Annotated in this window: 3 protein-coding genes; all 3 read left to right on the top strand. The window is 43.0% G+C overall.

Features of this window, described 5'->3' with window-relative positions:
• Positions 1 to 32: 32 nt before the first annotated feature.
• From N480_RS19900 to N480_RS19890, 3 genes are read left to right on the top strand one after another with little or no spacing between them, the layout of a single operon-like run.
• A complete protein-coding gene (locus N480_RS19900) occupies positions 33 to 23,015 on the top strand; it encodes a non-ribosomal peptide synthase/polyketide synthase (RefSeq protein WP_196761521.1) in 22,983 nt (7,660 codons plus the stop codon).
• A gap of 44 nt (positions 23,016 to 23,059) precedes the next feature.
• Entirely contained in the window at positions 23,060 to 23,794 is a 735-nt protein-coding gene (locus N480_RS19895; RefSeq protein ID WP_063374172.1) for an ABC transporter ATP-binding protein, read from the top strand.
• Positions 23,795 to 26,248 (top strand): ABC transporter permease, encoded by a 2,454-nt coding sequence (locus N480_RS19890; protein ID WP_063374171.1) that lies wholly within the window; start codon positions 23,795 to 23,797, stop codon positions 26,246 to 26,248. It abuts the gene before it with no gap.
• The last annotated feature ends 70 nt before the right edge of the window (positions 26,249 to 26,318 follow it).

The following is a 26,318-nucleotide window of genomic DNA, read 5'->3' as shown; positions in this document are numbered from 1 at the left end:
AGATGCCAGTAAACAATTTGAATTCTTTAAACATGACGTTAATTGACTTATTAAAAATCAGAGCCGAAGAAGACGGAAACAAAACAGCTTTTATTTTTGACAACGGAAATGAAAGAACGCAAGCCAGCTACCTAGAACTATTTCAAAAATCCAATGCGCTAGCTAACACAATCTTAAAAAAGGCAAACAAGGGTGAGCGTGTCATTCTACTTTACCCGCCTGGACTAGACTTTATTTTCGCATTTTATGCCTGTTTAAGAGCTGGCGTTGTTGCGGTTCCACTGTATACACCTAGAACGTATAAAAACGTAGAGCGCGTCACGAATGTACTTTCTAACTGTGATGCGCAGCTCATTCTATCTAATCAAAGTGTCGAGCCTTTCTTAACTAAATATGCATCTGAAGAGCGCTCATTTGAGCAGGTTTTATTTACCGATAATATAGAAGTAGATTCACAACTGTCATTTTCCGAAGCTGAGGGAGACAGTCTTGCATTTTTGCAGTACACCTCTGGCTCAACAGGCGTACCAAAAGGTGTCATGATCTCCCATGACAATATTGTAGCAAACTTGGCAACGCTAGTAGAAGCAACGGGATGTAACCGCAACGATGTATTTGTAAACTGGTTGCCTATGTTCCACGACTTAGGACTTGTTAACACGATATTGCTTCCTGTCTATTTGGGGGCAAAGTCGGTCCTTATGCCGCCAGTGAAGTTTATTCAGAAGCCGTTGAGCTGGTTTGAGGCTATTACTGAGTTTGGTGGTACGATATGCGGCGCACCAAATTTTGCTTTTGAACTGTGTGTGGACAAGCTCGCACACTTAGAACTGTCTACTATAGATTTAAGCACTTGGAACGTAGCTTTCAACGCAGCAGAACCCATTCAGGCGCAGACCCTAGTTAAGTTCTATGAAGCATTCTCTAAGTATGGCTTTAGGAAAGAGGCTGCCTATCCAAGTTACGGTATGGCTGAGGCGACAGTATTTCTGACCGGTGGTAGCGTCAATACACAGGCAATCACACAAAAATTTTCAGCCAAGGCACTTGCAGACAATTTGGTTGTTGCTGACTCGATTGACCAAGAAGATAGCCATAGTGAGCTGGTAGCGTGTGGCCAAATACAATCTAAACATGACTTAATCATAGTTAACCCTGACACGTATGAAGAACTATCAGCGGGGCACGTTGGTGAAATTTGGGTCCGCGGACCGAGCCTATCCCGTGGTTATTGGAAAATGGACGAGCTAAACAGTCAGGTGTTCGACCAAGAGACTGCCAATACCCATAAAAAAGGTTTTTATCGCACAGGTGACCTTGGCTTTACGCATAACAATGAATTATTTATTGCAGGTCGCCTAAAAGACTTACTAATTATTAGAGGGCAAAACTTTTATCCTCAAGATTTAGAGTGGTGCGCGCAAAGTAGCCATCCTGAGTTACAAAAAGGCGGGTGTGCTGCCATTGCTTTCTCCCATGAAAATGGCCAAGAGAAGTTGACTTTGGTTGCTGAGGTGAGTCGCAAGGCGGTACGAAATAAGCAGTATCAGTCTATGATTGATGCGATAAAGCAGGCAATTTCAAGCGAATTTGAATTAAGTGTCGAAAATGTTGTTTTGCTAAAACCCGGTGCGAGCTTAAAAACATCAAGTGGTAAAATTAGAAGAAGAGCGACCAAAGAAGCCTATTTACAAGGTTCTCTCGCCATTGTTGCAGAAGATGAAGTTGTTCAGGCAGTGTCAGAAGAGGTTCTGGCTAAGCAAGGCTTGCTCAGTGAACAGATACTCAATTATATAAAGCATGACGTAAACAGTGCGCAGTTCAATCACTCACATCTGACTACACTGATAACACAGTATTTAAAAGTATTACTGTGTCAACTAACGAAGCGCTTAATCAAAGACTCTGAGCTAGAGGAGGCGGTGATCGCCCTAGGGTTGGAATCTCTTAGTACGATTGAGTTAGCGCACCAAATAGAAAAAGACTTATCTGTTAAGTTAAGCTTGAATGATTTATTCAGTGGTGTGAGCGTTATAGAAATGGCTCAATCACTGTCACAAAAGCTTGCTATCCATTTTACGCAGCCCGTTCTCGACCAGACACTTCAAATCACCCGCTTAGAGGAGTCTGAAAGTAATACGTCGTCATTTGGGCAAGAAGCCTTGTGGTTTATGGATAAGCTTGTCGACCAGTTACCGGTTTATAATTTGCTGTCGGTGTTTAACATCACTGGACATTTGGACATAAAAGTATTTTCTGAATGTTTACAGATGCTTATTGAACGTCACGTAAGTCTGAGAACGCGTTTTAAGGAGTCGCAAGGATCAGTATTGGCCAAACTGCAAGCGCCAAATGAACTGCCTTTGTTTACACATAACCTTGAACAACTTGACACACAGTCGAGCCAGCAGAAAGTGGCACAACTGATTGCAAACGAAGAGAACTATCAGTTTGATTTAGCTGAGGAAAGCTTATTCAGAGTCATTGTTGCAAAAAAAGCCAGTTCACAGTACTGCGTGATGTTTAATATTCATCATATTATCTCTGATGGCCTTTCAGCATCTATTTTATTTAAAGAACTCAGTGAGAGTTATAATGCAGCCCTCAATGGCGAGCAACCAGCACTAACCCCATTATCCGTTTCATACAATGATTATGCTCGCTGGCAAAAAGAACATTTAAGTCCACAGAAATTAACTACTGAGCGGGAATATTGGCAAAATAAGCTGGCAGATTCACAGCCTTTACTGCATTTGCCATATGATCATCAAAGACCAGCTGAGCAATCTTTTAAAGGTGCTACAGAACAGTTTGTTATCAAACCTTCTGTGTACAAAAATGTGAAAGCGATGGCCAAAGCGCATGACGCTACACCATTTATGGTGATGCTATCTGCATACAAGGCGTTATTGTCTATTTACTCTGGTAGCGATGATATTTCGGTGGGTTCACCTGTTGCGAATAGAACAAGTCATCAAGTAGCTAATTTGGTTGGGTATTTTGTTAACAACCTAGTGATCCGCACCCTCTGTGAATCTCAAGCGAACTTTATTGAACTATTGCAAGCCGTTAAAGGGAATTGCTTAGCAGCGATAGCCCATCAGAACTTACCATTTGATTCAGTGGTTGAAGCGGTTAAGCCGGAACGTAGCTTGAGTTACTCGCCGTTGTTTCAAGCGGCTTTTTCATTACAACGTAATCATGCCGAGCAGTTGAATTTTAATGGTCTTCAAGTAGAAGAACTGGCCTGCGACAGAGGCGTTTCAAAATATGATCTCTCGCTTGATATCTTCGAAACACAAGAAGGTGCAATTGCGAAGCTAGAATACTGTAGTGAGTTATTTGAGCGCGACACGGCTCAGCGCATCATTCAGCATTTTAACCTTTTGCTTGAAAAAGTGATGGAATGTCCTGAACAAGCTTTGTCGTCACATAATATTTTGACAGACTTTGAGATGAGAAGTCTGACTGATTGGAATCAAACGGCAACTGACTTCCCCGCTGATATGTGTATTCATACGCAAATCGAAGAACAGGTGGAACTGACACCTGATGCTACGGCGCTGATTTTCGAAGGCCGAAAGCTAACATATAAAGAGCTTAATGATAGCGCCAACCAATTAGCAGGTTATTTAATTGAACAGGGAGTTAAACCTGATGGCTTAGTCGGGGTATGTGCTGAGCGCTCAATTGAGATGGTGGTCGCATTACTGGCGATTTTAAAATCTGGGGGGGCATATGTACCATTAGACCCTGACTACCCAGCACAGCGACTGGCCTATATTTTAGAGGATGCGAAACCTGCGTGGGTGCTGGGTCAGCAACGCTTTGAGCATATGTTTGCCGGTGGTAGCGTGCCGTTTTTAGCTCTTGATTGTGACACGACCGCAAAAACTGTATCTGGCTACCCAGCGATTAATCCGTCGCCAGCTAAACTGGGTCTAAGTTCACACAATCTTGCGTATGTCATATATACATCTGGCTCAACTGGGCAGCCAAAAGGCGTTATGTTGGAACATCAAGCCTTGGTGAATCGCATAGATTGGATGCAAAGTGAGTATGAACTGACCGCGAGCGATAGGGTACTGCAAAAAACACCATTTAGTTTTGATGTCTCTGTTTGGGAGTTTACTTGGCCGTTGATCAGCGGAGCAAGTCTTGTTATGGCAAAAGCTCACGGACATAAAGATCCAAGCTACCTGTGTGATCTGATTGTTGAACAGGGTGTAACGACCTTACACTTCGTACCTTCTATGCTGGCGGCGATGCTACAACATACTAGCTGGAAAGATTGCTCGTCAGTTAGGCAAGTGTTCTGTAGCGGTGAAGCTTTGTCGAGTGAATTGGTTGTTGAGTTTCATGCGATACATTCAGCGGCTTTACACAACTTGTATGGGCCTACTGAGGCTGCAATCGACGTAAGTTACTGGTCAGCAGAGCGTGATCAACAGATAAATCTTGTTCCAATTGGTAAACCGATTCACAACATTCAACTATATGTTCTAGATAAGGATAAAAACCAAGTTCCATTAGGAGTTGTGGGAGAGCTGTATATTGCTGGTATAGGTCTGGCCCGCGGCTACATTAATAAACCAGAGCTGACCGCCCAGCGATTTATAGAACATACGTTTGATGGCAATGTTCAAACGCGTTTATACAAAACGGGGGACTTGGTACGCTATTGCCAAGATGGTAATTTAGCCTATATTGGGCGAACTGATGATCAGGTAAAAGTCCGAGGCTTTAGGGTTGAACTTGGTGAAATTGAACATCATTTAAGGTATTTGCCGCAAGTAAGAGAAGCAGCTGTTATCGCAGTCGGTGAAATGCATGATAAACGCTTGGTTAGTTATGTCACTTCATCTAGTGCGGTTGTCAATGACGTAGACAGTTACAAGGCATCGATCAAGGCTGATTTAGCTAAATTATTGCCAGATTACTTGGTCCCATCTGAGGTGGTTTTACTCGATGAGTTGCCACTGACCAGTAACGGAAAGCTGAATCGAAAAGCTCTTATTGAAATTACACAGTTATCAGCGCCTAAAAGAGAAGTTAAGCCGCCATGTAACGACACTGAAGTTAAACTTCTTGAGATTTGGCAGAGAGTACTTGATAAAGAGCTGATATCTACAGATGAGAGCTTTTTTGATATCGGTGGACATTCACTATTAGCAATGCGAGTAGTCAGTGCATGTAGTGAAGCTTTCAGTAAAGAGATCACCGTACGTGAATTTTTCCAAAATGACACAATTAAAGCGCTTGCAGCGCTGATAAACACAACCAACATTACCCAATATCATGCGATTGAACCTGTTTCTAGAGTTCAGCCTTTACCTTTGTCTTTCTCACAACAGCGTCTGTGGTTTATTGATCAATTAGAAGGCGGCAGTGTCCAATACAATATGCCTGCAACGATCAGGTTGTCAGGCAGCTTAAATGAAAGCGCGTTACAACAATCGATAGATGCAATCATTCAACGTCATGAAATTTTGAGGACAACATTCAAAGAGGTTTCGGGTAAACCAATTCAAAATATTGAGCCTCACGATACTTTAAAAATAACGCGATTAGATATCAGCACAAAGCCAAGTGAAGTCCGAGAAAGCGAATTAAAACATGTGATCCAGACTGAAGCAGCTAGACCGTTTATGCTTCATACAGACTGGCCTATTAGAGTTTCTCTGCTGAAACTAGCTCAATCAGAGCATATGATCTTAGTGACGATGCACCACATTGCTTTTGATGGTTGGTCTATCCATTTGTTCATAAGAGAGTTAAGTGCTTTATATCAGTCGTTTGCAACTGGTAAAGAGAGCACTCTACAAGCACTTCCTATCCAATATGCAGACTATGCGCAGTGGCAGCGTGAGTTCTTGGCTAGTGAACAAACAGAGCTACAGCTTGCCTACTGGCAAGAACGTCTAGCGGGTTTGCCGTTGGTGCATAATTTACCATTAGATAACCCACGCCCTGCCACACAAAGCTTTGCAGGGCAAAAAATTTACCAAACAATTGATGTGAACTTAATGGACCAGCTAAACCAACTTGCGCGTGACAACGATGCAAGCTTGTTTATGGTCTTACAAAGTGCGTTCTCTGTATTATTAGGGTTGTGGAGCTCACAAAAGGACATCGTTGTTGGTAGTCCAATCGCGGGTCGCAATCACCCAGCTCTTGAAGGGCTAATGGGTTTCTTTGTGAACACCTTAGTTTATAGAACCGATCTGTCTGAAAATCCTGACTTTATTACTTTGTTAAATACTAACAAAGAGCATACTTTAGCAGGGTATGAAAATCAGCTTGTGCCTTTTGAAATGTTGGTAGATGAACTGCAACCAGAGCGTAGTTTAAGCCACTCGCCGATTTTCCAAGTTTCCATTACATTGCAAAATAATGAAGATGTGGCGTTAGAGCTACCAGGGCTTGATGTCGAAGTGGCTGAGCAATATAGCGCAAGGAGTTTATTTGACCTGTCACTTTTCTTAAAAGAGACAGAGCAGGGACTTGATGTTGAATGGTTATTTGCAACAGATATTTTTACTGAACAAACAATTACGCGTTTAGGAGAAAGCTTTGAGGCGCTCTTGAATAGTATTGTTACCAACCCACGCTGCGAGGTTGAAAGTTTAAATTACATTACGCAGGCTGATACCCGTCAATTGACACAGTGGCATACAGAAAATACATCAGCATTTTCAGACACGCTAACAATGCATGAGCTGTTTGAAACACAAGTTAAACAAACACCAGATGCAGTCGCGGTTGTCTTTGAAAATAATAGGGTCACATATCAGCAGCTCAATGAAAGAGCGAATCAGCTTGCAGCTTATTTGATTGAACAAGGCGTCAAACCTGATAGTTTAGTTGGCATCTGTGCTGAGCGCTCTGTAGAGATGGTAATGGCAATCTACGCTATTTTAAAAGCTGGTGGCGCATATTTACCACTTGAACCAACGTACCCAGCACAGCGACTAGCATATATTCTTGATGATGCTCAGCCTAAAATTATCTTAGGTCAGGCAGCGTTTGCAGAGAAATTTGTATCCTGCGGCATTAGATTTTTATCGCTTGATGGCAGTGAATGCAAAGCGCAGTTAGCAAGTTATGCGATGCACAACCCAAGCGCGAAAGCGTTAGGGTTAACTGCAAATAGTCTGGCCTATGTGATTTATACATCTGGCTCAACAGGTCAGCCAAAAGGGGTTATGATAGAGCATCAGGCACTCGTGAACCGTGTTCAATGGATGCAGGATGAGTATTCACTCAGTAATGAAGACACCGTATTACAAAAAACACCGTTTAGTTTTGATGTCTCCGTTTGGGAATTTACTTGGCCTCTGATCACAGGTGCTACGCTGGTGCTAGCGAGACCTGAAGGCCACAAAGAGCCTAATTATCTGTGCGATTTAATTAATGAGCAGGGTGTAACGACACTCCACTTCGTGCCGTCGATGTTAGCGGCGATGCTGCAACATTCAGCATGGTCACAGTGCCATTCGGTTAAACAAGTTTTTTGTAGTGGTGAAGCATTGCCAGCGGAAATCGTCACGCTGTTTCACGAGGCACATCCAGCACAATTACACAATCTATATGGACCAACTGAGGCTGCAATTGATGTTAGTTACTGGCATGCGCCACGTGACCAAGCGCTAAAAGTGGTGCCTATCGGTAAACCAATCAGTAACATACAGTTATATATTCTCGATAAGTCAAATCGCCAAGTACCACTGGGCGTGGTGGGAGAGCTCCACATTGGTGGTGTTGGACTCGCGCGAGGCTACATTAATAAACCTGAATTGACAGCAGAGCGCTTTATTGAACACCCATTTAGTCACGATAAAGCCGCAAGACTATACAAAACAGGTGACCTTGCTAGGTACCGTTTTGATGGCAACCTGGAGTACCTTGGCCGAATTGATGATCAGGTCAAGGTGAGAGGCTTTAGGATTGAGCTCGGTGAGATTGAGCAATCACTCATAGCAACAGAGCAACTACGTAGTGCAGTCGTTACATTAAACGAAAAAAGTGATGGGGATAAGCAACTAATTGCTCATGTTTGCCCTGCTCGCCGTTATTTAGATGATGCGGCTAAACGCTCCAATAAAGAGATTGTAAGTCAATGGCAAGATGTATTTGAACAACAATATACCGAGCCTGAGCAAGACTATGAGATTGAGTCAAACTTTGTCGGCTGGAACAATAGTTACACGGGTGAAGCTATTCCTATCCCGCAAATGCAAGAGTGGCTTGATGGCACGGTAGAAACTATTCAAAAGCTTCGTCCTAAGAATCTGCTTGAGATTGGTTGTGGTACAGGTTTATTGTTGTACCGCTACGCAAAGCAGTGCGATTCTGTGACCGCCATTGATATTTCTGCACAGGCGCTTTCTTTGGTGCAAACGGGTATCGATGCGAGAGGCTGGTCGCATGTTAAACTAGCACAAGGGGACGCTTTAGCGCTGGAGCAACTACCAAAGTCTTATTTTGATACCGTAGTAATTAACTCTGTTGTGCAATATTTCCCTAATAGCCAATACCTAGAGGAAGTTATTGTAGGTGCCTTGTCTGCTATTCATTCTGGCGGCAAGATAATGCTCGGCGATATTCGTAACTTAGATTTAATGCTCGCGCATCATAGCGCCGTTGAACAAAGTCAGCTGAATAAGAGTGCGTCAGTCAAAACATTCTCCAGCAGTGTGCAACGTCGATTATTACAAGAGCAAGAGCTACTTTTAAGTCCATCATATTTTACCGAGCTTCAGGCGCGTTATCCGGAAATAACTCATGTCGATATACACGTAAAACGTGGTATCGGTGATAACGAAATGCTACGTTACCGCTACGATGTCGTCATTCACAAAGGTGACAATAGCGCAAGCAACACTGTCATAGCTGAAACTTGGTATGACTTCACGTCATTCTCTGAACTTAGAACGCGCCTAACAGAACAAAGCGCAACGTGTTTTGGCGTATCAGGGGTAGATAACCATCGAATTCTTGATGATGTCACTTTGTCAGAAGGTTTAAGCCAATGGCAAAGTACTAGAATGATAAAACCGGTCTCACAACCGGGTTCTTTGGCGACTCATGCACAACAACAGGTAGAAGCACTAGAGTCATTACTTGCTTATGCTCAACAATGTGGTTATCACTGCGGTGTTACTTGGTCACAAGACCAGAGCAACAAACTGGATATTATTTTTAGCAAAGACGCTGGGGCACTTATTCAAGCAAGAGGGGAGTATCGTCAAACATACAAAGCAAACTTCCCACAACTAAACGAAGTAAATAAGGCGCTCAATGCAGAGCTGAAAATTGAGCTTGCTAAAACACTACCTGAATATATGCTCCCAGATGCATTTATTGCGTTAGAGCATTTGCCATTAACTGCAAATGGTAAAGTAGATAAAAAAGCACTGCCAAACTTAAATGTGTTTGATTTGCAAAAGACAGAATATGTGGCGCCAACGACTCCTACTGAACATATTTTGTGCGAACAGTGGCAGCATTTCTTAGACCTACAGCAGGTGGGTGTAAACGATAACTTCTTTGCCTTAGGCGGCCACTCACTACTGGCAACGCGTGTGGCTAGTGCTTGCAGTGCTGAATTTGGTAAGACCATCAGTGTTAGGGCACTGTTTGAACACAGTCACATTCGCGAGCTGGCATCGTATATTGACTCTCTCGCGTCAGAAGAAACGAGCCACATTGTGCGCGCATCGCGAGCTCAGCCTTTGCCACTCTCGTTTGCACAGCAGAGACTATGGTTTATTGACCAACTCGAAGGCGGCAGCGTCCAGTACAACGTACCAGCGGTATTGAGATTAAAAGGTGCTCTGAATTTTACAGCGCTACAAGCATCTTTGGATGACATTATTGCAAGACATGAAAGTCTGCGAACTATATTCAAAGAGTATGATGGTCAACCTGTTCAAATTATTGAACCTGCCTCACAACTACCTATCACTGAGGTAGATCTGCGCACGCAGGACGGGGTGTATGCCTCTACCTATCTCGATAGATTCATTACTGAAGAGTCGCAGCGTGCTTTCAATCTCAACCAACAATGGCCTGTGCGCGTTAGCTTAGTTCAATTGGCGTCTGATGAGTATGTGCTGCTATTTACGATGCACCACATTGTGTCTGACGGTTGGTCGGTAAGTGTACTTATTAAAGAGTTCAGAGAATTATACTCAGCACATTGCCAAGGAAAAACAGCTGTCTTGCCTGAACTAAAGGTGCAGTATGCTGACTATGCACAGTGGCAACGAATGCATCTGGCTGGTGAAGGCGCAAGCGTACAACTAGATCATTGGCTGGCGCGTTTAGAAGGTTTGCCATTAGTTCATGCTATGCCTTTAGATAAACCTCGCCCAGCCAAACAAAGCTTTGCTGGTCATAAGATCCAACAAGTATTTAGCAAGAAGCTGTTAAGCAAACTGAATCGTTTGGCAAATGAGCACAATACAAGTTTGTTTATGGTGCTACAAAGTGCATTTGCTGTTTTATTGGGTCGCTGGAGTGGTGAAAGCGATATCGTAATGGGGAGCCCCATTGCTGGGCGTACACACCAAGATATTGAAAATTTGATCGGCTTCTTTGTTAACACTCTAGTATATAGAACCGACCTAACTGGTAATCCAGATTTCTTAACTGTATTAGAAAATAATAAAGTTAATACGTTAGCTGCCTATGATAATCAACTCGTACCTTTTGAAATGCTTGTTGATGAGCTGCAGCCAGAGCGAAGCCTAAGTCATTCTCCTATCTTCCAGGTGTCTATTACGCTGCAAAATAACGAGGATGCTGAGTTAGTTCTGCCAGGCCTAGAGGTTGAAGTTTCTGATCCGCATGACTCGCTTACGCTATTTGACCTTTCGCTGTTTTTAAAAGAAACAGATGAAGGGTTAGCGGTTGATTGGTTATATGCAACCGATATTTTCAATGCTGACACAATAACCCGCCTAGGCCAGAGCTTTGAAGTGTTACTAACCAGTATCATCGAGAATCCAAGTTGCTTGGTCGAGAATCTTAATTACTTAACTCCTCACGATACAAACAAGTTACTAGCTTGGGCCAAGCAAGGCCGCGTAGAGCCCCTTGAAAAACAATGTATTCATACTGTTTTTGAGTCGCAAGTTAAACAAGCGCCACACGCTATTGCGGTATTATGTGAAGATACGCAGCTTACCTATCAACAATTAGATGACAGGGCTAATCAACTTTGCACTTATTTAATTGAGCAAGGTGTAGAGCCTCAAGCGCTGGTCGGGATTTTTGTTGAACGCTCTATTGATATGCTGGTAGCAATTTTAGCGGTACTCAAATCGGGTGCAGCCTATGTGCCGATTGACCCAAATTCTCCACAAAGTAGGGCGCAATATATTGTTGAGGATAGCGAGATCAAGCTGCTATTAACTCAGTCTAAGTTGTCAGAAAAGGCCGAACTATTTAATGTGGCATTCGTTTGTATTGACAGTGAAAGCACGCGCTCGTTACTCGATAAGTACTCATCTCAACAGCCAGTTGTTGCACATAATCGCTCGCAAAGTTTAGCCTATGTCATTTATACCTCAGGCTCAACAGGCAAGCCTAAAGGTGTGGGTGTAACACACCATAATGTCGTGCGTCTGTTTACGAGTACTTCTTCGTTATTCAACTTCGATAACAGCGATACTTGGACTCTATTTCATTCGTATGCTTTTGACTTCTCTGTATGGGAGATCTGGGGAGCATTGTTTAATGGCGCTCGCTTGCTTGTTGTACCTTACTGGGTATCTAGAGACGCAAACCAGTTCTTAAAACTGATAGAACAACACAATGTTACGGTATTAAATCAGACTCCTTCAGCGTTTAAACACCTACTTACTGTGACAACGAATGACAACTGTACGGGTTTAATAAATGAATTAAAGTACGTGATATTCGGGGGGGAGGCACTAAGTCAAGATATCATCGATTTATGGCATCAGGGCTATGCGAACACTAACACTCAATTAATTAACATGTACGGTATTACTGAAACCACTGTGCATGTTACATTCAATCCTGTTTATGCAAATGGTATTCAAAGTAGTGATGTCAATGTGATAGGCAAGCCGCTTCCAGACCTAAGCGCTTATGTACTAGACAAGCATAGACAACAGGTCCATGTGGGCGCCATTGGTGAGTTGTATGTTGGAGGAGAGGGAGTTTCTGCCGGCTATATCAATAGACCAGATTTAACTTCAGATCGCTTTATTAGTAATCCATTTAGTACATGTACCGATGCTCGCTTGTATAAAACCGGTGATTTAGTTCGCTATCGTAATGACGGCAACTTGGAGTACGTGGGTAGAAGCGATGATCAGGTTAAACTGCGTGGTTTTAGGATTGAACTTGGTGAAATTGAGCATACTTTGGCCGCAAATGCTCGACTCAGCAATGCGATTGTAACGATTAACGAAAAGTCTAGTGGTGATAAACAGCTTGTTGCACACGTTTGCCCTACTCAGAGCTATCTGGATGAAGCTGCGAGGCTTTCTAACCAAGGCATTGTGAGTCAATGGCAGGATGTATTCGAGGAGCAATATACAGAGTCTGAAAGTGACTTTGACACGGAATCTAACTTTATTGGTTGGAATAACAGTTACACTGGGGATGCTATCCCCATCCCGCAAATGCGCGAATGGTTAGATGGTACTGTAGACTGTATTCAAGCACTTAAACCCAAACATTTACTTGAAATCGGGTGTGGTACAGGTTTATTACTTTATCGTTATGCTCAGCAGTGTGAATCTGTAACAGCCATTGATTTATCAACTCAAGCATTGTCACTGGTTAAATCGGGTGTTGCGAAAAAGGGTTGGTCTCATGTTGAATTAGCCCACGGAGATGCGTTAGCAATAACACACTTGCCTAGTTCATACTTTGACACTGTGGTGATTAACTCAGTAATACAGTATTTCCCTAACTATCAGTACTTAGACCAAGTTATTGAAAGCCTAATTCCTAAGGTGTGTAGCGGCGGTAAGGTAATGTTAGGTGATATACGAAACTTAGATTTAGTGTTAGCTCACCATACCGCGGTTGAGCATAGTTTCTTGCAAACTAATACCACTGTGGGAGCACTGTCAAATCGAGTACAACGTCGTTTACTACAGGAACAGGAGCTTTTACTAAGCCCGTCTTACTTTGCACAGCTACAGGTACGTTATCCAGAAATCACCCATGTTGATATTCAGGTAAAACGCGGGCAAGGCGACAACGAAATGTTGCGTTATCGCTATGATGTGATTTTACACATCGGTGCAAGTGAAGCTGAAAGTCCTGTTTCACCGCAAGCTTGGTACGGATTCACTTCGTTGGCGCAAATGAAGGCCTTGTTAGATGAACAAAGCGCGTCGTGCTTTGGTGTTTCAGGCGTAGAAAATTTCCGTATTCAGGACGACGTTGTTTTGTCTGAAGGGTTGAGTCAATGGCAAAGCCAGCGTGTTATCAAGCCTGCTTCGAAGCCAGGCGCGTTGACTGAGTCAACTCAGCATCAAGTCAATGAATTCGAAGCATTGCTCGCGTATGCTGAGCAGTGCGGATACCATGTGGGTTTAACTTGGTCACAAGATGAACGTGCTCATTTAGACATTATTTTTAGTCGCCAAGAGGGGGCTTCAATTCAAGCAAGAAGTGCTTATCGACAGTCTTATGAAGCAAACTTCCCGCAGCTAAATGAAGTGAATAAAACGCTCAGTTCAGAACTGAAAACAGATCTGGGCAACTCACTGCCAGAATATATGGTGCCAGATGTATTTATTGCTTTGGAGCAGCTGCCATTAACAAGCAATGGTAAAGTTGACAAAAAAGCCTTACCAATCTTGAGTGCAGACGATCTGCAACAAGCCGAGTATGTGGCACCACAGACACACACTGAGCAGCTGCTTTGCGAGCAATGGCAGCACCTATTGGAACTAGAGCAAGTGGGCGTGAATGACAATTTCTTTGCGCTTGGTGGTCACTCTTTGCTTGCGACTCGAGTTGTGAGTGAATGTAACAAGACATTTGGTAAGTCCATCAGTGTTCGCGCCTTATTTGAACACGGCTGCATCAAAGCATTGGCACATTATATTGATGCTTTGGATGCCCAAGGTGCCGTTCAAATTTCACCTGTGTCAAGAACGCAGCCGCTAGCGCTCTCATTTGCACAGCAAAGACTGTGGTTTATTGACCAGCTTGAGGGAGGCAGTGCGCAATATAATATGCCTTCGGCCTTAAGGTTAGAGGGCGAGCTGAACTTATTAGCTCTCCAAAAAGCGCTAGATTCAATCGTTGCACGACATGAAAGTTTGAGGACAGTATTTGTTGAACAAACAGACGGTGCAGTTCAGGTTATTGAGCCTGCTGCAAGCATCAACATTACAAAGATTGATTTAAGCGAACTTTCTAGTGATAACCAAACGCTCAAGTTAAATGAAGTCATTGCACAGGATGCGCAACAGGCCTTTGACTTAACTGCGCATTGGCCATTACGCATCAGCCTAATTCGTATCAGTGAGCAGGAGCATGTACTGTTATTTACAATGCATCATATCGCTTCTGATGGCTGGTCAGTGAATGTGCTTATTAAAGAGTTTATGCATCTATATTCTGCTTTTAACAGCGCGAAAGAAGCTAATTTACCCAAACTAGCAATTCAGTACGCTGATTACGCAAACTGGCAACGAGAGCAATTACAGAGTGAGCAAGCGGAATCACAATTACAATATTGGCTGACGTATCTTGAAGGACTACCTTTGGTACATAGCCTGCCGCTAGACAAGCCTCGCCCAGTATCGCAAAGCTTTGATGGGCAGCAGATCAAACAGAAGATCAATAAGGCGCTATCAAACCAGTTAAATGACTTAGCAAAAAGCCAAAATGCTAGTTTATTTATGGTGTTACAAAGCGCGTTTGCTGTCTTATTAGGTCGTTGGAGTGGTGAAAGTGACATTGTCGTAGGTGGTCCTATTGCGGGAAGAACGCATAAAGATCTTGAAGGGCTAATAGGCTTTTTTGTTAATACGTTAGTGTATCGTTCGGATTTATCTGGCAATCCAGACTTTCTGACGTTACTGCAAAATAACAAAGTGAATACCTTGGCCGGCTACGATAATCAAGCAGTACCATTTGAAACTTTGGTAGATGAATTGCAGCCACAAAGAAGCTTGAGTCACTCGCCAATATTCCAAGTATCAATGACATTGCAAAATAATGAGCAAGTTGAGTTTGAACTGGATCAGATTGATGTAACAAGGCTCGAAAGTGAACAAGTCTATGCGAAGTTTGACTTGGATCTTTTAATATACGAAACAGAGCACGGTTTAGACATAAACTGGATTTTTGCGACCGATATCTTTAATCCAGAGACAATCATACGGCTCAGTGAAAGTTTTGAAACCCTGCTAATGGCTATTGTTAAGCAGCCACATGCGTGTATTGAGCAATTACCGATGGTTCCTAACGCTGACATAGATCAATTGACCCGTTGGAATCAAACTGAAGTTGGCTATCAGGATGCGTTTCATTTGCATCACTTATTTGAAGCGCAAGCGGACCATCACGCTCAAGAGGTTGCACTGGAAGTAGGCGACCAACAGTGGAGTTATCAAGCGCTGAATGAAGCCAGTAATCGATTGGCATCTTACATCATTGACCAGCAACTACCGAGTAATGCGACGATTGCTATTTACTTAGACAGATCGTTTGAAATGGTTGTGTCGGTACTTGGGATACTCAAAGCTGGCGCGGCATACTTACCGATAGATACCGGACTGCCAGCAGTGAGAGTGAAACACATTCTAGCGGACTCGCAAGCTGCACTGGTATTGACGAAAATGGATTACACGTCCGCTTTGAACGATGTACAGAGCCAGCTGTTTATTTTCGATCAAGGCTCAGAAAGTGAGCTACAAACTTACAGCGCAGAGAATATCGCGACAGCGCCTCTAACTCAGCCAGCTAAGGATTTGGCTTACGTTATTTACACATCTGGCTCTACAGGCAACCCCAAAGGGGTAATGATAAGTCACCAAAGTGCAGTAAACTATCTGACTTATGCTGGTGAACATTACTTAGCTGAACACCTTAGAGGCTCAATTGTAAGCTCGTCGCTATCATTTGATGCGACACTTACATCTTTGTTCACACCATTGCTCTACGGCAAAAGAGTGAGATTACTGCCAGAGTCAGTTGATGTTATAGATGAATTGAAAAACATCATTTTGAATGATGCACATGCTTGGTTATTTAAGATCACGCCTGCACACCTTGATGTGTTGAGTACACAGATTGTTGAACAAACAAGCCATGAGGTTGAGCATGTATTTGTAGTTGGTGGTGAGCAGTTGACACAAAAAGTGCTTTCACCTTGGAAATCGCGCATTTCCTCAAACAGCTTGTATATCAATGAATATGGCCCGACCGAAACGGTAGTAGGTTGTAGCACCTACAGTATTGATAAAACCACTGATTTGAATGACTCTTCACCCAATATTCCTATTGGTACTCCAATTCAAAACACTCAGTTATTGGTACTCAACAACAGTATGAACATGCAGCCTATCGGTGCGATAGGTGAGCTATTTATCGGCGGTGATGGGTTAGCTCAAGGTTATTTAAACAATACACAACTAACAGCCGAAAAATTTGTTGCCAACTCTACAGCGATTGGAACTTGCAAAACTCTGTATCGTACAGGAGATTTAGTTCGTTATCTCGCCAGTGGCGAACTTGAATATCTAGGCAGAGCCGATGAACAAATTAACCTCAAAGGATACCGTGTAGAACCCGGCGAGATTGAAGCCAAGTTAAATGCCTGTGCGTATGTTCAACAGGCCATAGTTGTTGCTATTGGTGAAGGTAATAATAAGCGATTGGTGTCCTATCTCGTGGCATCGCGTGACATTGCTGAAGATGAATACACGACAATTGAGAAAGTAAGGCAAGAGCTGACGCTACAAGTGCCTGACTATATGATCCCAAGTGCATTTATGCTGCTTGATTCTATCCCACTTACTTTGAACGGGAAGGTTGATAAAAAGCGCTTACCAAGTGTGGATGTAAATACTCAACGAGCACAAAAGTACGTTGCCCCAATCACAACAATGCAAACGTGCCTATGTGGGATTTGGCAAGACTTACTTGGACTAAAAAGAGTGGGTATTACCGACAATTTCTTTGCGGTGGGTGGAGATTCGATCTTATCACTACAGGTTGTCAGCCGCGCTAAAGGGCTAGGTATCAACATAACTGTGAAGCAAATGTTTGAATATCAAACTATCGAGCGTTTGACAGCACATCTGGCAACTGAGCCGAAGCAATCTGAGCCAAATAATGTGCCAGCACAAGTAGTGAGTGGTAAGTTGGAAATGTTGCCAATTCAAAAACACTATCTCAGTGACGAAAGTGAGGCGCTTCATCATTACAATCAAGCGGTATTGTTGAAGCCTCGTGAGGCGATATCCCATGGTATGTTGCGCTCAGTGGTTGAAGCGTTACTGGATAAACATGATGCACTGAGGCTAGCATTTGCGAAAGACGAACAAGGCCAATGGCAAGCAGAGCACCTTGCGCTGAGTACAAGTCAGGTTGACTCGGTCTGTGTTAGTGAAATGCTACCTGCTCAGCCTGAGCAAAGATCTGAGTTCATTAACAAGCGTTGTCAGTATTGGCAAGAGAGCTTTGATTTAGAGAAAGGAAACCTTATCAAGGTGGTTCGTTTTTACGCAGATGAAGCTGAACAGTTGGATCAACAGCGCTTATTTATTGTGGTACATCACTTAGTTGTGGACGGAGTATCTTGGCGCGTGATATTGCGCGATCTTGAGCAATTCTACTTACAATTGCGTGACCACACGAGCATTAACAGCTACACCAAAACTGCGTCATTGCAACAGTGGGGCATGGTGTTAAATGAGTTTGCGCACAGCGATGGTATCGAGCGAGAAAAACCTTATTGGCTATCTCAATTGCAAGATGATGTAGCTCCTTTACCGATTGATATTGTCAGCAATGATAGACCAAGACTTGCGACTTCAAACGCTTCTCCGGTACACCTTGATGTTGAGTACACCGACAAACTTTTACATCAATGTAATGGTACTTACCATACCAAGATCAATGATTTATTGCTCTCAGCGGTGTATCTTGGTTTACGTAATTGGAGCGGGAATACTAAGTATAGAATCATGTTGGAAAGCCATGGTCGTGAAATGGACAACACAGACTGGGATCTCAGTGAAACAGTGGGATGGTTTACAAGCATGTATCCATTGGTACTGTCTAGCCCAAGCGGTGATATTAGTCAGGTTATTAAGTCAATCAAAGAGCTAAACCGTCAAACACAGAATAACGGAATAGGCTATGGACTATTGCTTTCACATCGACAAGATAGTGAGCTATTGGCAAAAGCAGAAGAAAATGCCCCACAACTGTTGTTCAATTATTTAGGGCAATTGGACCAAAGTGTTGGTGGTGCAAGTGCTTTTCAGTTAGCGCAGGAGAATATCGGCAGCAGTATTAGTGAAGCGAAAGCTCGAGACCACCAACTGGCGCTCACAGGTAAGATCCTCTCAGGCAAGCTGTTGCTTGAATTAGATTACAGTGAAGAACAATACAATGCAGCAACCATAGAGACACTGGGTGCAAGTATTCAAACAGCACTGATAGACGTCATTGATCATTGTGTCAAATCGGAGCACGGTGGGTTTACTCCATCTGACTTCCCGTTAGTGGACTTATCACAACAGCAAGTTGATAAATGGTACGATAGCTACCCAAGTCTACAGCGCATATACCCTGCAGCTCCTATGCAAAAGGGACTTTGGTTCCACAGCGTGATGGAGAAAGGGGCTTATACCAACCAGATCCACTTTGAGTTGCATGGAGACGTTGAGAAAGATAAGTTCCGAGCAGCTTGGCAAAGCTTATTAGATCGCAATGATATATTTAGAACCGCGTTTGTGAATGAACATGGTGAACTATTGCAGCTTGTTTTGAAAGCGTCGGAGTTATCGTGGCACGAAGAGGACTTATCGCAGCTCACTAAAGAGGAGCAGCAAGATAGATTTAGTGCTTACTTATCACAAGACGCAAGCAAAGGGTTTGATTTTGAAGCCGGAGGATTGATTCGATTAGCGTTCTTCAATCTAGGTAACAAACGGTATCAAATCCTGTGGAGCCAGCACCATGTATTAACAGACGGTTGGTGTTTCCCGATTATTTTCAAAGAAGTACTGACAGCTTATCGCGCTCTATGCTCTGAACAAGCGCATCAAGTTGAGCTACCCGCTTCTTACGAAAATTACATTGCTTGGTTGGGTCAGCAAGATAAGGAGAAGGCACGTGAATATTGGCACTCACTACTCAAACATATTGACTCGCCAACAACGCTGGCTGTGAAGAGCTTTGAGCAGCCAGATAATGTGTCAAGCTATAGCAAGCAGCCGTTAATGCTTGATGAGTCTGAAACTCATAAACTCAAGCAACTGGCGAAAACTAAGCAAACGACTGTGAACACACTTGTGCAATTAGCCTGGAGTTATTTGCTGCATCAATACAATGGCGAAGATGAGGTTGTATTCGGTGCTACAGTGTCAGGACGCCCTGCGGAAGTCAAAGATGTTGACACCATGTTGGGATTATTTATTAACACGATTCCAGTGAAAGTTTCATTTAAGGAAACACAGCACATTGATGCGCTTATTTCACAGTTGCAACAAGGGTTCCAGCAAAGTAACCAATACGCGTACTTACCATTAGTAGAGATTCAAAAGCTCTCTGGTGTAGAAGGTACGAACCTGTTTAACTCGTTGATTGTATTTGAAAATTATCCAATGGATAAATCTCTTTCATCGCAAGCAAACGCGGCAGGTTTTGACGTCGAAAGTATGAGTGTCGAAGGGAAAACAAACTATGAGTTGACCCTGTCGATAGGATTGCAAGAAACCTTGACTGTCAAATTGGGGTATCGACCTAACGAATATTCACATAAAACCATTACTCAAGTTCTTGGTCATTTGCGTAATATTCTTATCGCTATGATGGATGAAGCGTGCAGTGACATCTCTCAATGTAACATGCTTTCACAAACAGAAGCTAAACAACTGCAAAGCTGGAGTGGTGTTGCAAACGCGCAACGGTCAAGTGAAACCATCCTAGATAAGTTTACACAGCAGTGTCACTTACACGCGGACAGTGTGGCAGTGGCTTGTAAAGGCACATCTATCACTTATCAAGAACTGAATGAGTGGTCTAACCAAATAGCGCGTTTGTTAATCGAACAGGGGGTCAAAGCAGACACCTTAGTTGGCTTGTGTGTTAACCGCTCCGTGGAAATAGTTGCAGGTATTTTAGGGATTTTAAAAGCTGGTGGTGCATATGTACCGCTCGATCCCTCATACCCAGATACACGTTTGAGCTATATGGTTGAGGACTCTAATGTGCAGATAGTCCTAACTGAAGAGTCCTTAAGTGGTAAGTTTGGTGCATTTGACTGTGAATTGTTTGATATTCGACGTACACAGTCCCGCCAGTTACTATCTAAATATGCAGACTCAGACCTGCTAGAGAAAGAGGTGAGTGTCGCCACCACAGATTTGGCTTACATCATTTATACCTCAGGTTCCACTGGACAACCTAAAGGGGTGGCTGTTGAACATCACAACTTAGCCAGCTCAACGGCATCAAGGTTACATGAGTATCCTGAAACACCAAGTAGCTTTGCACTATTTTCATCTTATGCGTTTGATAGCTCTGTGGCGGGTATATTTTGGTCACTAGTCAGTGGTGCGAAACTGGTTATCATTGATATGGACGATGGCTTTGACCTTGCAAAGGTCAATAGTGTAATGAACAGTGAGGACATCAGTCATTTACTGACATTGCCGAGCGTATATCGCAGCATGCTTAATGCGAAGATGCCAATGCCTGCATCACTGCAAAGAGTCATTGTTGCAGGTGAAGAGTGTCCACCAGCATTGGTACATCAGCATCATGAACAACACAGCAGCGGCACTTGTATTCTAAGTAATGAATATGGGCCGACAGAAGCGGCTGTGTGGAGTAGTGTTTATCACTGTGAACAAAATCATAGTGGAACGTCTGTCCCAATAGGTAAAGCCGTACCGCACGCACAGTTGTATATCTTAAATGAACAAATGCAACCCAGCCCTGTTGGTGTACAAGGTGAGCTATATATCGCGGGTCAAGGGTTGGCGAGGGAATACCTCAACAAACCAGCATTGACGAATGAGCGCTTTATACAGTGCAAAGTCGATGGTACTGTGCTAAAACGTTTATATAAAACAGGTGATTATGCTCGTTGGATGCCAGATGGAAATATTGACTTTATTGGCAGAACAGACTTACAGGTTAAGGTGAATGGATACCGTATCGAACTACCTGAAATAGAAATGCATATCGCACAGCTTCACGATACCGAAGAGGTTGTGGTTGCTGTGTGGAACGATAACAACGGAATGGATCATTTGGTTGCATATATTTCAGCTTCGGGTGTTGAGCTTTCAGAAATTGAACAGCAAACTAAAACCTCGCAGCTAAAAACATACCTAAAATCTAAGTTGCCTGAGTTCATGGTACCTGCTTTCATTGTTTTCTTAGCGGATTTGCCAAAAGCCGCAAATGGCAAAGTAGACAGAAAGCGATTACCTGCGCCAAATGAAACTAATCGACAGCAGGAGCAATACGCGCCCGCTGAGACCCCCGTAGAAGCCATGTTATGTGAATTATGGGAAGATATTCTAGATGTTGAGCGCGTTGGAAGACATGACAACTTCTTTAGTTTAGGAGGTCACTCTTTACTCGCGGCGACTATGGTGAATTTGCTTCAGGACAAGCTTAATCAAATCATTTATGTGGTTGCTGTATTCGAAGCTCCCACAGTTGTTGACTTAGCTAAGTACCTTAAAAAGCACTATGGAGAGGCCTTAGTAGAGTGCGGTATATTGACGGAGCAAGACATCAGCGAAGATAAAAAGCGCGCTTCAGGAGCACTACTGACTAACGCTGATTTAGAGAGCTTAAAACAGGTTATCCCGAGCCTTGAAGCCAAACAGGCAGATGATCAAAATAAAAATAGTGAAGCTGTTTTTGTATTATCTCCACCCAGATCCGGTTCAACCCTACTTCGAGCAATGCTTGCAGGTAGTCCTGACTTATCTTCTCCACCAGAGCTAGAGTTGCTGTCTTTCAATTCATTGCGAGAAAGAAAGCAGCATTTCGCAGCACTCAAAGGAGAGTTCAGGCTTGAGGGCGTAATCCGCTTCCTAATGGCAATTAACAACTGCTCAATGGAAGAAGCTGTCTCTACAATGGAAGCATTAGAAGCACAAAATATGTCTACCAAGGAGTTCTACGGATTCTTACAAAGCAATATCGAAGGAAAAGTCCTAGTCGATAAGACTGCGAGCTATGCTTTAGATCTAGAGACTCTGAAGCGAGCTGAAGAAGACTTTGAAGGTGCTAAGTATATTCATTTGGTTCGTCATCCTTACGGCATGATTAACTCATTTAAAGAAGTGAAGATCTCGCAGCTGCTATTCCCATACGATCACGACTACTCTGAGATAGAACTCGGTGAGTTAGTTTGGGCGTTGTGTCACCAGAATATTCTCAAGTTTTTAGAGAATGTTTCGAGTGATAGACATCACCTTGTTACGTTTGAAGAACTAGTAAGCGAGCCTGAACGAGTAACGAGAGAACTTTGTGAATTTTTGAATATTGAGTTCACACCGCAGATGTTGGAACCAACAAAAGACGCAAAAGGAAAAATGACCGACGCCATTCATCCTCTTTCAAAAATGCTCGGAGATGTCAAGTTTCATGATCACAAACAGATAGACAACAATGTTGCGCAGCGTTGGCGAGAGTTTATCACCGAGGACTTCTTGGGTGAGCCTGCCAGTGAAATTGCTGCGCATTTCGGCTACGAGAAGATAGACAGCGATCCAGCAAACAACGAAGAAATTTTCGAAATTGAAATTTAATAAGGGGGGTTGCTCCCCCTTTAATACTATGTAGAGAGAACAAAATGAAAACAACAAAAACCCTAATTCAGTTAAAGGGCATAACAAAAGTTCATCAAACTTCCAACATTGAAACTACAGCATTAAATAACATTGACCTCGAGATTAATGAAGGAGACTTTGTTTCGATAATGGGCCCTTCAGGTGGCGGCAAGTCAACTCTACTGAATATGCTTGGACTATTAGATAGTCCTTCATCGGGGCAATACTTTTTCAATGGGAAAGAGTTAGCAGGCTGGTCTGAGAACCAGCGTGCAGACATCAGAAAGTCAAATATAGGTGTTATATTTCAGAGCTTTAATTTAATTGACGAGCTTACTGTTTTTCAAAATATTGAACTGGCCTTACGGTATCAAGGAGTCCCTGCCGCGCAGCGAAAAGACAAAGTAGAGAGTGTACTAAAAAGAGTTGCTTTGGATCACCGCGCGAGCCATTACCCCAAGCAGCTATCAGGCGGTCAGCAACAGCGTGTTGCGATTGCTCGAGCTATTGTAGGAGAACCTAAGGTTTTACTAGCGGATGAGCCCACTGGTAACTTGGACTCAACCAACGGTGACCAAGTGATGCATCTGCTTAAAGAGTTAAATAGCGAAGGCACGACCATCATAATGGTAACGCACTCAAGTGAACATGCTAACTTTGCATCGCGCATCGTTCGCATCCTTGATGGCACTTTAGTGCCAGAAAGCGGTATGGACACAGTCAAAGATAAAACGGCTGCAGCACAAGAGGTGAATTAGATGTTCGGACATTATCTGCATTCGTCATTTTTAAATATAAAAACTTCGGCCTTTTTGTCGTTTATTAAAATACTTAGCTTAGCGATTGGTTTGATATGTAGCATCCTTGTTTTGATGCATGTACATTTTGTAAATAGCTATGATAAGCACTTTTCCAATTGGCAAAATATCTATCGCGTGGGTACTAGCTATACAACTGACCACCGAGTTAACTCCGCTAGAACGGCGGAGCCCATTGCTCCCAAAATGGCGTTGGATTACCCCCAGATTAAGCACATTGCAAGGGTGACTGGCGGCTTTGGCGAATTTGCGTTAGGCATGAAGTCAATGGAGCATAACTATTATTGGGCCGAGTCAGATTTCTTAAACATATTTAATCTAGACTTTATCGGTGGACATAGTACAGATGTACTCAACGCACCCAATGCGGTCATTATCAGTGAGTCCGTTGCTGAACAGTATTTTGGCGACAAACCGGCGGTCGGTGAAACGCTTTTATTGGATGATAAAGTCTCATTAAAGATCACCGGCGTTTTTAGAGACCTGCCGAAAAGCACACATATCAATTTAAACATAATCGTCTCTGCATTGAGTGGCCAACAACGCTATGGCAAAAACTTTATGCATAATCCATCTTGGTTTAGGTTCGGAAGAACGGCCACTTACCTGACCGTCGAAAATGATGTTGCAGCACAAGAAATCAGCCAAGACTTAAAAAGTTTTGTTTCACGCAATATCCCTGAACAACAACAAGCAAGAGCAAAAAAGATGGATCTGACTCTGATGTTAGAGCCATTGGCTGATATTTATCTAAGTGAACGTCAGGTCAATAACGAATCAAGAAGCAATAACCGCAAGGTTGTATTGTGGGGACTATCTTTATTTTCGGTCCTTATTTTAGTTAGCGCTGCAATTAACTTTATCAACTTATCAATTTCTCAATTGCCAACGAGAATGAAAGAGATTGGTGTCAGAAAGTCTCTTGGTGCTAAAACTGGTCAACTTTACGTACAATTTTTAACTGAGTCATATCTGTTAACTACAATTGCGTTTTTGATTTCGATCCCAATCATTTATCTCGTGTTGCCTGCGTACGCTAACCTGACAAATACTGCGTTGACAGTAGAAAACCTTTTCCAAGTTGATTTTCTTATTATCTTGGTTTTATTTATTGCCTTAATTGGTTTTGTTGCTGGCAGTATTCCTGCGATATTCCTGTCTCGCGCTGAAACGGCAAAGGTACTCAGTGGCAACCTGCTGCGCAACGGCAAGGGTCGTGGCAGAACGATTGTAACGGTTATCCAATTTGCATTTTCAGGTACATTGATACTGTTGGCTTTGGCTATCTACTTACAAATTTCACACTTAAAAACCATGGATGTAGGGTTTGATCGCTTCAACGTCGTTACGTTAGACAGCAAATACAACAGGCTGAATCCAAACCAGTTTAACTTCCAAGCAATGATCAACGACTTTTTAAGTGATCCTGCGGTACTCAATGTTGCTAAATCTGCGGCTCCACCACTTAGAACGGGTGTATATAGTTCATGGCAACTTGAAGGCAAGAGCGATGAGGAGTCAGTACAAGCAAGTACTATCTTCGTCGATGATAAGTACATCGAAACCTTCAACTTAAACCTATTAGCTGGTCGTGGGTTCTCACAAGACTACCCAGCCGATTTCATGCCGTTTATGGAAGGTGCGGTAGACAAATCACCTACCTACAGCGTGGTCATTACAAAATCTACGGCTGATCGTTTCGGGTTCTCTGCACCAGAGCAGGCTATAGACGAAATTTTGGAACAAGATGGCTACAAATATCGCATTATTGGCGTTATTGATGACTTTAGAATGAGTGGTGGTGTAGAAAATACCAGCCGTTCGACGGGTATTTTAAAAGCAAGTAACTCGAATTTACGCGGTCTGATCATCAGAATTGACCCCAATAAAGTCGCGTTGGCGTTAGATCACATTGATGCTGTTTGGGCAAAACACCACCCTGGGGTTCCTGTAGACCGCGTGTTCTACGAACAGCTCTTTAATGATGTTATCAACTCCAAAACAGCCGGCATTAGTAAAGCGGCGCTCTTTGCAAGCGTTATTACGATTGGTATGGCGGTACTGGGCCTGTATGCGCTCGCTTTTTATGCGACACAAAGGCGTACAAAAGAAATTGGTGTACGTAAAGTGCTAGGTGCTACATCAGGGTCAATCGTCGCGCTATTAGCGTGGGATTTCATCAAACCCATCATTTTTGCATGTTTAGCATCTTGCGTACTTGGCTATTTGGCCATTAATTCGTTTATGACAACTTTCTCATCTCGAGTTGATTTCTCATTCTTTATGTATGCTTCAGTCAGCATCAGCATTGTAATTGTGGCATGTCTGACTGTCGCTTTGCAGTGCTTTAAAGCTGCTAATTCAGAGCCCGTTAAATCATTGAAGTATGAATAAAACCTCATAAAAAAAATCTATGTTGGCACTGTCTTACGGGATGTAAGCCAGTGCCACGAAGTAGTTACTT

Origin of the sequence: Pseudoalteromonas luteoviolacea S2607, from assembly GCF_001625575.1 — a bacterium.
GTDB lineage: Bacteria > Pseudomonadota > Gammaproteobacteria > Enterobacterales > Alteromonadaceae > Pseudoalteromonas > Pseudoalteromonas luteoviolacea_E.
Note: the sequence above shows the minus strand (reverse complement) of the source record. Positions and strands in the feature narration are given on the sequence as shown.

Coding starts and splice junctions, on each gene's coding strand:
- N480_RS19900 (WP_196761521.1), top strand. CDS start 33: ATGACGTTAATTGACTTATTAAAAATCAGAGCCGAAGAAGACGGAAAC.
- N480_RS19895 (WP_063374172.1), top strand. CDS start 23,060: ATGAAAACAACAAAAACCCTAATTCAGTTAAAGGGCATAACAAAAGTT.
- N480_RS19890 (WP_063374171.1), top strand. CDS start 23,795: ATGTTCGGACATTATCTGCATTCGTCATTTTTAAATATAAAAACTTCG.